Annotated in this window: 11 protein-coding genes; 3 read left to right on the top strand and 8 right to left on the bottom strand. The window is 64.0% G+C overall.

All coding sequences use genetic code 11. The features are described 5' to 3' along the window. Positions 1–268, bottom strand: a 268-nt coding sequence (locus VN856_RS11745; RefSeq protein ID WP_325689148.1) for a hypothetical protein, incomplete at its 3' end; no start/stop codon positions are given. A 416-nt stretch (positions 269–684) separates the two neighbouring features. Between VN856_RS11745 and VN856_RS11740 the strand changes: the two genes are divergently transcribed. Next, positions 685–1,470: an SDR family oxidoreductase gene (locus VN856_RS11740; RefSeq protein WP_325689146.1), complete on the top strand. Its 786-nt coding sequence runs from the start codon at positions 685–687 to the stop codon at positions 1,468–1,470. Then, positions 1,467–2,432 carry a phosphotransferase family protein gene (locus VN856_RS11735; protein WP_325689149.1) on the top strand — a complete coding sequence of 322 codons (966 nt, stop codon included), beginning with the start codon at positions 1,467–1,469 and terminating at the stop codon, positions 2,430–2,432. The genes VN856_RS11740 and VN856_RS11735 overlap by 4 nt, the downstream gene beginning before the upstream one ends. Here VN856_RS11735 and VN856_RS11730 read toward each other — a convergent pair. From VN856_RS11730 to VN856_RS11700, 7 genes are read right to left on the bottom strand one after another with little or no spacing between them, the layout of a single operon-like run. After that, positions 2,429–3,727 carry an acyl-CoA dehydrogenase family protein gene (locus tag VN856_RS11730; protein WP_325689144.1) on the bottom strand — a complete coding sequence of 433 codons (1,299 nt, stop codon included), beginning with the start codon at positions 3,725–3,727 and terminating at the stop codon, positions 2,429–2,431. The genes VN856_RS11735 and VN856_RS11730 overlap by 4 nt on opposite strands. Positions 3,728–3,745: 18 nt before the next feature. Continuing rightward, a complete protein-coding gene (locus VN856_RS11725) occupies positions 3,746–4,897 on the bottom strand; it encodes a CaiB/BaiF CoA-transferase family protein (RefSeq protein WP_325689142.1) in 1,152 nt (383 codons plus the stop codon). Further along, the gene (locus VN856_RS11720) at positions 4,894–5,712 is read right to left on the bottom strand and encodes an enoyl-CoA hydratase/isomerase family protein (protein ID WP_414686934.1); all 819 of its coding nucleotides are present in this window, start codon (positions 5,710–5,712) and stop codon (positions 4,894–4,896) included. The genes VN856_RS11725 and VN856_RS11720 overlap by 4 nt, the downstream gene beginning before the upstream one ends. Before the next feature lie 50 nt (positions 5,713–5,762). After that, positions 5,763–6,566, bottom strand: coding sequence for an SDR family NAD(P)-dependent oxidoreductase (locus VN856_RS11715; RefSeq protein ID WP_325689138.1), 804 nt, complete (start codon positions 6,564–6,566; stop codon positions 5,763–5,765). A 9-nt stretch (positions 6,567–6,575) separates the two neighbouring features. Beyond that, positions 6,576–7,232, bottom strand: a complete 657-nt coding sequence (locus VN856_RS11710; RefSeq protein WP_325689136.1) for a TetR/AcrR family transcriptional regulator — start codon at positions 7,230–7,232, stop codon at positions 6,576–6,578. Further along, positions 7,229–8,374 carry a sulfotransferase gene (locus VN856_RS11705; RefSeq protein WP_325689134.1) on the bottom strand — a complete coding sequence of 382 codons (1,146 nt, stop codon included), beginning with the start codon at positions 8,372–8,374 and terminating at the stop codon, positions 7,229–7,231. The genes VN856_RS11710 and VN856_RS11705 overlap by 4 nt, the downstream gene beginning before the upstream one ends. Next, positions 8,371–9,576 carry a hypothetical protein gene (locus VN856_RS11700; RefSeq protein WP_325689133.1) on the bottom strand — a complete coding sequence of 402 codons (1,206 nt, stop codon included), beginning with the start codon at positions 9,574–9,576 and terminating at the stop codon, positions 8,371–8,373. Before VN856_RS11700 ends, VN856_RS11705 begins: the two co-directional genes overlap by 4 nt. Positions 9,577–9,790: 214 nt before the next feature. Here VN856_RS11700 and VN856_RS11695 point away from each other — a divergent pair. Further along, a partial coding sequence (locus tag VN856_RS11695; protein WP_325689131.1) for a hypothetical protein occupies positions 9,791–10,254 on the top strand: 464 nt, incomplete at its 3' end.

The raw sequence follows: 10,254 nt of genomic DNA, 5'->3' as shown, positions 1-10,254 counted from the left end.
CCAGTTCGGTGCCGCTGGTGGGGTCGTAGATGTTGAAGTCTTGAGTCGCGAGCGGCAGCCCGAGCGCCGTTCCGCCACCGAGTTCCAGCAGCGGGGGAGAGGTAGTGAGCTGAGCGACGGGGTCGAAGCCCTCGCCGCCGGCTGCCAACTGGGGGTCGAAGGTGAAGCCGCCGATGGTGAAAGCGTCCGCGCCGGCATCCGCGACAGCGACTGCTGTCTGCAGAAACGCGGTAGCCAGCAGCCCGCCAGTGGCTGCTAGACCAGCCAATATCAAGCGATTGTGCATTAGGTCTTACTCCTACTTGTCCGGGTTTTGTGATGCAGGGAGGGGGTGTTGTTACTTGTGAGTAACGTCACGGGACACTACTCAGGAGTAATATAGAAAGTCAATGCAATTTCTTGGGCAAATCTCAGGTTGCCAGCGGATTCCCAGCTAACTGACACCGCGTCAACAGGGCAAACCCGGCAAAACGGCTTACTAAATCCCAGCTCAGATCCGCAGCGCAGCAAACAGCCCCAGTCGCGCACGGCCTGAGTCGATTCGGTGCACCACTCAGGGCACGCTCAGTGATCTCGGCGTGGCCACGAACCTCGATCCCGGAACCTATACTTCGAGCCATCCGGGAACGGGATTCTCACTATCGGAGAAGCTGTTCTCCGCTCGCCGAGGAGATAGGTCAGACGATGGCAGGAGCCTGCGACGGCAAGGTCGCCCTGGTGACCGGCGCCAGCCGTGGACTGGGCAAGGCGATCGCGCAGCGATTGGCCGAAGAAGGTGCGACGGTCGGGCTCACTGCCCGCACCCTCGAGCCCGATCCGAAATATCACGGATCGTTGCAGCAGACGCTGGAAGAGATCACCACCGCTGGTGGCACGGCCATCGCGATCCAGGCCGACTTGTCGAAATCCGAAGACCGGGAACGGCTATTTGGCGATCTGGTCGAAAAAGTCGGTCCACCAGACATTTTGGTCAACAATGCCGCGGTGACGTTCCTGCGGCCACTCGACGAGTTTCCGGAGCGGCGCGCACGGGTGATGATCGAAATGCATGTGCTGGCACCGATGCATCTGTCTCAGCTGGCCATCCCGGCCATGCGCGAACGGGGCCGCGGCTGGATACTCAACATCACCTCGCTCGGTGGTGATATGCCTGAGGGGCCGCCGTTCTCTGAGTTCGACCGCACCGCCGGCTTCGGGGTCTACGGCACGGTCAAGGCGGCACTGAACCGCCTCACGAAAAGCCTTGCGGCGGAGCTTTATACCGATGGCATCGCGGTGAATGCGGCGGCGCCGTCGAACCCGGTGGCCACCCCCGGCGCGGGGACTCTCGATCTGGCCAAGATCGATACCGAAGACATCGAGCTCATCACTCAAACCGCACTGACCCTGGTTACGGGAGACCCCACAACGATGACCGGCAGGATTGCGCATACGCAGCCGTTTCTGCGTGAGATCGGGTGGTTGCACTGACCGACCCACTTCTCGTCCAGCTTGCTGAGCGACTTTCGTCACGAGACGTTTCTGCGCTGGAGTCGTTGGCCGGTGGTGCGTCAAGCCTGACCTACGCGGGACAGCGCGGAAATCAACGCGTGGTCGTCAAAGTAGCGCCGCCGGGGGTACCCCCGATCGCGCATCGCGATGTGTTGCGGCAAGCCCGCGTCATCCGGGCGCTGAGCCCGACACCGGTACCGGTTCCGGAACTGCTTTTCGAGGACCCCGGTGACCCGCCCGACGTGCCGCCGCTGTTCGTGATGTCCTTCATCGACGGGATCAGCTGCGAGCCGCTATTCGACGATGTCGATGGCGGACCAGAACTCACTGTCGCGGAGCGCTTCCATAACGCCGCGGCGACACTTGCGCAGCTGCATCGCATCGAGCCCGGCGCCGTGGGGCTGGCTTCTGAGCCGGTCACCGGATTGCGTGACGAGGTCGAGCGGTGGTGCCGGACGCTGGAGACCACCGATGCCAAGCTCGCACCGGGGTGGCGCGAGGTCGCGACCGCGCTGCGATTCAGCGCACCGCGGCCCCTGCCGCCCGCACTCGTGCACGGCGACTTTCGGCTCGGCAACCTATTAGCCGAGCAGGACCGCATCACGGCCATCATCGACTGGGAGATCTGGTCGGTCGGGGATCCGCGCGTCGACGCAGGTTGGTTTCTGATCAACTGCGACCCGCGCACCTACCGCCGACCCACCCGATACGCCGCGGCGGTGCCGCCGGTCGACAAGCTGGCAACGATCTATCGGCAGGCGTTGGGAAGCGAAGTGCCAGAACTGAATTGGTTCTGCGCACTGGCCTGCTTCAAGTCGACCGCGACGTGGTCGCTGATCGTCAAGCACAACCGGCGGCGCAGCACGCCGGACCCTGAGCTGGAGGCGATGGCGCCGGTGCTGCCGCTCCTGCTGTCGCGCGCGGGCGAGTTGCTCGGTTAGTTCCGCGGCACGCCGGCAAGCTTGTCGGCGAACTTGGCCTCGGCCGCTTCCCGCAGTCGCAGAATGTGTTCGGACGGAAACACGTCGGGTGACGGCGTGCGATCTTTGAGCAGCAGCCGCGCCAGCGTGACCTTGTGCACCTCGGTCGGACCGTCGGCCAGCCCCAACACGAACGACTCGACAAGGTGCTGGACGAAGGGCATCTCGTGCGTCGTGCCCAGCGATCCGTGCAGTTGCAGCGCCCGGGCCGACACGTCGTGCAACACCTTTTGCATCATCGCCTTGACCGCCGAGATGTCAGCCCGCACGGCCTTGTAGTCGTTGTGCTGGTCGATCTTCCACGCGGTCTGCAGGGTGAGCAGCCGGAACGCCTCGATCTCCATCCACGAGTCGGCGACCATCTGCTGGACGAGTTGCTTGTCGCTCAACATCTGACCCTGGGTATGCCGGGAAACCGCACGCTCACAAAGCATGTCGAAGATCCGACGAACCAGTCCGACCGTGCGCATCGCGTGGTGAATCCGGCCGCCGCCGAGCCGGGTCTGCGCGACGACGAACGCACCGCCGCGCGGGCCGAGCATGTGATCGGCGGGAACCCGGACATTCTCGTACCGCACATAACCCTCGCGGCCACCACCGCCGAGCGGCTGGTAACCGAGGCCCACATCACGCAGGACGTTGATGCCCGCCGTCTCAGCGGGCACGACGAACATCGAATGACGTTGATATGGCGAGGCATCGGGGTCCGTCACCGCCATCACGATCAAAAACGACGCCATCGATGCAAACGACGAGAACCACTTCTCGCCGTTGATCACCCAGTGATCGCCATCCTGGACCGCGCTGGTGGTGAACTCTTTCGGATCGGCGCCGCCCTGTGGCTCGGTCATCGAGAAGCAGGAGATGATCCGATTGTCCAGCAGCGGCTCGAGATAACGCTTCTTGAGTTCGGGAGTGCCGTAGTGCGCCAGAATCTCGCTGTTTCCGGAATCCGGCGCTTGCGAACCGAAAACAATCGGGGCGCATTCGGAGCGGCCGAGTATTTCGTTGAGCAACGCCAGCTTCACCTGGCCGTATCCGGGACCACCCAGGTGCGGCCCCAGATGCGTAGCCCACAGCCCGCGCTCCTTGACGATCTTCTGCAGCGGAGGAATGAGCGCCTGGCGCACCGGGTCGTTGAGGTCGTGAGACTCCTTGACAATCAGGTCAATTGGCTCACATTCCGAACGCACGAACTCGTCAACCCACTTGAGTTGCCCAGCCCATTCCGGGTCAGTCGAGAAGTCCCAAGCCACCGATCGTCCTTTCGATACTCAGTTGGTACGGCCCGCTGCGCTCTGGCGGACCACGCCAGCACCGGTCAACTCGGCGACCGCGCTGTCATCAAATCCCAGTCCGGCCAAAACGGCTGCGGTGTGGTCGCCGGGCAGCGCCGGCGAGCGTGGCGGCGCCGGCATGGTGCGGGAAAACCGCGGCGCCGGTGCGGGTTGCGGCACGCCGTCGACCTCGATGAACGTCTGTCGCGCGACGTTGTGCGGATGGTTCGGCGCCTCAGTGATTGTCAATACCGGGGCAGCGCACGACCCGGGTGTGCCGAGTTGCTGCTCCCATTCGGCACGGGTCTTCTGTAAGAACCGGGCCGCCAATGCTTCTCGATGTGCGCGCCACGCCGACGGCGCATCGTCATCATGCGGTACATCCACCCCGAGGCATCGACAGAGCTCGGCGTAGAACTGCGGCTCGATCGCCCCCACCGCGACGTGCTTGTCGTCGGCGGTGCGGTATACGCCGTAGAAATGCGCTGCACCGTCGAGGATGTTGTCGCACCGATGATCGCGCCATGTGCCGGCGTGCACCATGCCGTAGTAGGGGGCCATCATCGTCGCCGCCCCGTCGACCATCGCGACATCGAGCACTTGACCTTGACCGGACTGCCGGGACTCCAGGATCGCGCTGAGCAATCCGATGGCCAGCAGCATGCCGCCGCCGCCGTAGTCGCCGATGAGATTCAAAGGCGGGACGGGGTTTTCGGCAGTGCCTATGCCGTGCAGTGCCCCGGTCAGCGCGATGTAGTTGATGTCGTGGCCGGCCCGGTCGGCATACGGACCGTCCTGGCCGTAGCCGGTCATCCGCGCGTACACCAGCCGCGGGTTGGCGTCGAGTAACTCGTCGGGCCCGATACCGAGGCGTTCGGCCACACCGGGCCGGAACACGTCGACGAACGCGTCCGCGCCCGCGACCAGTCGCCGTACCAACTCAGGGCCACGCGAATCTTTGAGGTTGACGGCGATCGAGCGCTGGTTGCGCCGCACCGTGTAGTCAATGGGCAGCTTCCCGTCGACCTCTCGTACATGGTCCACCCGAACCACTTCAGCGCCGAGGTCGCCGAGCAGCATGCCGCAGAACGGTCCGGGCCCCAGCCCGCCCATCATCACTACTCGCACCCCTCGCAGCGGGCCCGTCATGACGACCACGACTGCCGGCGCGCCGCGGCCTCGTCGGTCGCATGGCTGAGTACCTGGTTGCGGTTCTCCAGTTCGAGCGCGGGTTCCAATCCGGCGGCGTCGGTGTTGACCTGCAACGCGCGTTTCGTCAGTTGCACGCCCAACGGCGTGAGTTCGGCTATCCGAGTGGCTATTTCCAGCGCTCGGTCAACAAGATTCTCGGGTGCGACGATTTCGCTGACCAACCCGCGGCGGTCGGCCTCGTCTGCGGAGACGGTACGGGCGGTCAGCATCCAATCGGCGGCCACGCTTGTCCCGACAATGCGCGGCAAGAAGTAGCTCATCCCCATCTCGGCGCCCGACAGGCCGAGCAGGATCGCTCCGTTGCCGAATGTCGCTGCCGTCGAGCAGATTCGGATGTCGGCGGCCAGGCACAGCGCCAGACCCGCACCCACGCACGGACCGTTGACCGCGGCGATCACCGGTTGCGGGATGTCGCGGATTGCTTGCGGCAGCTCGGCCATCGTCTCTTGAAAACGCAGCCGGTCGATAGCGGGATCGGTCGCCTCGGGTAATCGCGGACCGAAATCGCGCATGTCGATGCCCGAGCAGAAGCCACGTCCCGCGCCGGTCAGCACGACGGCGTTGACCGAGCTGTCCGACCCGAGGGCGGCAAGCGTCTGGGTGAGCGCGCCGACCATGACGTCGTTGAGCGCGTTGAGCCGTGCGGGCCGGTTCAGCTGCAGCACGACCACGCCGTTGTGCGGCCGCTGCACGCTCAACGTGTCGGTCACCGTTGATCGAGCCCCCTTCTTTGCGAGCTCTGAGACACTCATTCGCCAATGAGGAGAATGTTATTCTCCCGACCGCTCTCACGCAATCGTGGCTAGACGAAGTCCGATCCTCCGTCGACGTTCACCGTCGCGCCGGTGACGTAACCATTCCGCTGAGAGGCCAGATAGGTGGTGATGGACGCGATCTCCTCGGGCAGCCCGGCACGCCCGAGGTCGCACGGTTGGTGGAAGTTGTCATTGATCCAGGTCATGACATCGTGCGGGTCGGACGCATCGAGGCCGTCGGCAGCGAGGATGTCCTTGAGGTTCTCGGTGAAGCTCGCGGTCACGATGGTCCCCGGGCACACGCAGTTCACCAAAATTCCGTCCTTGGCAAGGCTTTTCGACAGGTTTTTGGTGACGCTGGACAGGGCCGCTTTCGACGCCGTGTAGGCGACGATGCGCGGGTTCTGCCGCTGGATGGAATGCGCGGACAAGGTGACGATGCGGGCCCAATCCGCGGCGCGCAGCATCGGCAACGCGGCGCGAATAGAACGGACGCCCGCCATGGTGCCCAACGTGAAGGCGGCGTCCCACTCGGCATCGTCCATCTGCTCGAAGTACCCGTCGCCCGGGCCGATGGTGTGGACCAGGCTGTTCAGCCGTCCCCAACGATCGGACACCTCGTCGAAGCCGCTCAAGATCGACGAGGCATCGGTCATGTCCACGCTGATCCCGACGGCGTCGGGTGCGCCCGCCGCTCGCAGCGATTCCACCGCCAGGTCCAGGGCTGCCGTGCCCCGGGCCATCACCGCGACACTGGCTCCTTCGGCTGCCAGAGTTTGTGCGATCGCCAGCCCCATACCCTTGCTGCCGCCGGTGACGACGGCGGTCGATCCGGCCAGACCCAGGTCCATTGCTGCTCCTTACAATCGGTCGCGCACGGCGATGTCTGCGATAATTTCGGGCTTCACTCCCAGACCGCGCAGGCAGAACCGGAGAGCTCGTCGCCGGACCTCACCACGTTCGTAATTGGCTGCGGCCCATTGTCGTTCAGTGCTCGCCCATACCACGCCCTGAATCGACTGTGCTTCGGCCACCGGATCGACGTCATGGAACACGCCGTCCCTCAGTCCATCGTTCAGCTGCTCGATCAGCGGTTTGAGCATCTCTTCAAAGGCGGGCTGAATCAGTTCGGGAGCAGCGAACATCTGTGACTGGGCCTCCAGCGACAAGAGCCGCAAATCGGATTTGACGTTCTCGTCGAACGCCAGGTCGAGCCGACCGTCGATCCAGGCGGCGACCGCCTCGACTGGATCGCCGGCCTTGGCCATTTTCCTTTGCAGCCTTCGCTTCTCGGCATGGGCCATCTCGAGAAACACCGCCGCGACTAGCTGGTCCTTCGATTCGAAATGCCGGTAGAACGCTCGGGTGCTGAGCTCGGCACGATCCAGGACGGCGGCGACGCTGAGTCCCCGAACTCCTTGTTCGCGCAGGGCTTCTGAGGCGGCGGCGACGATCGTGCGGCGCACGTCGGGGTCCGGAGCAAGCTTGCTTCGTCGCCGCGTACGTGGGGCGGTCATCCGGTCGCGTCGTAGGTGCGCAGGTAGTCGCCGAACCGTTCGCGAACACCTTCGGGCGTCAGCCCGTAGTCGGACAATTCGTAGTCGTGTGCGCCACGCGAGCCGGGCTTGTGTTCGTCGGCCCACTGCTCTACGGCCCGCTGGGTATCTTCGGAGAACGTCAAGCCCAGCGATGCGTAGCCGGCCCGCAATGTGCCCACCGGATCATGCTGCAAGTCCGCGAAGGCGACATCGGCGAACCGGTTGTCACCCAAGCGTCGGCGGAAGTCCATCGCGCGGCGAACGGCTTCCGCCCAGCTGTCAAGCTGCTCTGCACCCAGTTCCTCAGGATCGTCTCGGTCACTGCTCCAGCTGCGCACATACTGGATCAGGCTGCACACCGAGCCCATGACTTTGGCGGGATCGCGATGGCTCCAGAGGAATTTCGCGTTCGGGTACGCCTCGATCAGGGCGTCCAGCGCGAACATGTGCACCGGAGTTTTCAGGTGCCACAACGTCGGCGGGCAATGCCACTGCAGAAGTTTGAGCACCCGACGATGGAACGTGTACGTCTCACGCATGTCGCAGTGCATCAGCCAGTCCAGGTAGCTGGGGACCCGAACCGCGCCGTCGAAGTGGAAGGTACGAAAACTCATGCCCATCAGGTCTTGGCATTCGGTCGCCGCCGTCGCCTCGGAGTTGTGCATCGTCTTCATCAACGGGAACATCTCGTCGAGCATTCGCAGGCCTTCTTCGGCCTGCGCGATGCGTGGGTCGGAGTCTTGGGTGGCCGTCTCCGGCGGGGGAGTGGGCGCCTGCGACTCCCACATCCGCAGCGAACGGAACTGCGGATCGGCGGCCACCAATTGGCTCAGCGCCGTAGTTCCGGTGCGGGGCAGTCCGATGACGAACACGGGTCCGCCCACCACCTCGTCATCGATCTCCGGGTGCTGTGTGTAGGTGTCTTCGACCTTGAGTCGCTGGATCAGCGCGTTGCTGATGGTGGCGTGCTGAATGACGTTGCCTATCTCGGACAGCTCCGCCTCGTTGTTCAACGCGTCGACGGTGCGCTCCAAACCCTCTCGGTAATAAGGTGATCCGAAGTCATCCAGCCCTGTTGCGGCGCGCGCACCGTCTTCGAGTTCGTCGGCAGAAAACGTCACAGGGCGAACCTTTCGTGGACGGCACGCCGGCGTCGCTCGAGCACCGATGCGCGTTGGTCGGCGCTGATCCTGGCGGTGTCCGCGGGCAGCGCGGACGCGATCTCGTCGAACGCGACAACTCTGCTGCTCGGAGTCGGTGCCGTACTGGTGCGGACGCAGCGCAGGATCATCGCACCGTTGCTGAAGCCTGCGGTGTCAAGCCAATTGGCCACCCCGGGATCGCGTCCGCAGACCACCACCCGCACCAGGCCGTCGGAATCCGCCACCGCTTGGTGCGCGTTCAGGCTGGATTGGTGGCGGCCGTAGTGAATCGTTTCCCACCACGGGTTGCCGAGCGAATAGCTCCAGTAAACCCCTTGGGGTGGTTCAACTTCGAGGATCAACGCCTGCTCAGGGTCGAGTTCCCACCGCCCGATCACGGGTTTGTTCTCCGCGGCCGCACCGATCGCGGTGCGATCGATCGGAGGCAGAAAGCCGTTCGGCGGCGCCGCCGCACCGAACTGCAGGAAGAAGTCGAGATTATCGTGCACGAAATCACCGAGGGCGACCAACTGCCGAGACACCACTACGTCGGAATCGACCTCGACAGCCTCACGCCGCGCCGGATCGCCGATCCGTTCGATGCGTAAAGACGACGGCGTCTCGGTGTCCCAGTCGTAGAAGAAGTGCCGGACGGTCAGTGTCGGATGCGCACCGTCGATCGGCATCCAGTTGCCGTCGTGTTCCTCGGCGGACAGCACCACCTCGAAATTGCCGTCACCGTCGGTGACCAGCTCGTCGACTAAAGCATTCGCGGTGGAAACGATGCCGTTCATCGTCTGCAGCCCGACATACCTTGCGGTGCCACGATTGCCGGACAGCCGATAGCTCTCCCCACCACGCATCGTCGCGCGGGTGTACAGGCAGTCTGGACATTCCATCCCCCAAGTGAGGATGTCGGTCGTGCTGGCGCGCTGAACCCGCAGAATCGGATCGGGATCGAAGCGCAACGCCTCGTCGATGCCAGTGGCCAGCAGCACCAGCAGATGCCGCATTCCCGCCGCGAGATCGACCCGATTTCGGCTTGCGGCATCGGATTCGACGATCTGCGCGGCAGTGTTGAGCTGCTCCATCAGATGCGACCACGCCGCAGGCAAGCCCACATCGCCGCCCGCCGGCGTCTCGGTGGACGCCTCGGCGATGGAGTGCGGCAACCAAGCCATCGGTCGCTGCACAGAATTCACATCGTCACCGGGTCCGCGCGCATGGCTGCCTTATCTGAGAACAACGTTTTCGGTTAGTACCCGACAACCATGACAGGGGACCCGGAGACTGTCAATGGGTGCGGCTAGTCGGGAAGGCAAACCCCAGCGCTTGCGATCTATTGCTCATGCTGAAAGCATTGACGGCACCTGACCCGGCTGCGGTAGGGGACATATGCGGGATTACCCGTACGCCTTTCACGTCGCCCTCGACGGCGCGGGGCTCAATGGCCTTGAAGGCCGAGCGGGTGTGTGCCTATTCAAATACGATCCGCGTACCGAGGCGCACGCATACAAGGTGGTGTTCTTCGGCGGGGTCGCCGGTGGACATGCACCGAATGTGGATCCGACCCGTAGCGTCGGTTTCCTTGGAAACATGGGCCAGCATCTGCTCTTCTACGACCCGGCGACGCTGGACGAGATAGATCGCATCTCGACCTTGCGCTTCGAGGTTCCCGACACGTCGATCAAGTCCACGACACACCTGGTGTGGCTCGACGCCACAGAATTCATCGCCAGCGTCGGCGAGCAGCTGTGGAAGTTTGACTTGAACCGCCTTACCAAAGCCGAACCCATTGGCCCCCATCGGTTGAAGATCCCGCACGCGATGAGGCGCACCGCTTCCGGACGTTACTTGGT

It is taken from the genome of Mycobacterium sp. (assembly GCF_035603715.1).
In the GTDB taxonomy this organism is placed as follows: domain Bacteria; phylum Actinomycetota; class Actinomycetes; order Mycobacteriales; family Mycobacteriaceae; genus Mycobacterium.
Note: the sequence above shows the minus strand (reverse complement) of the source record. Positions and strands in the feature narration are given on the sequence as shown.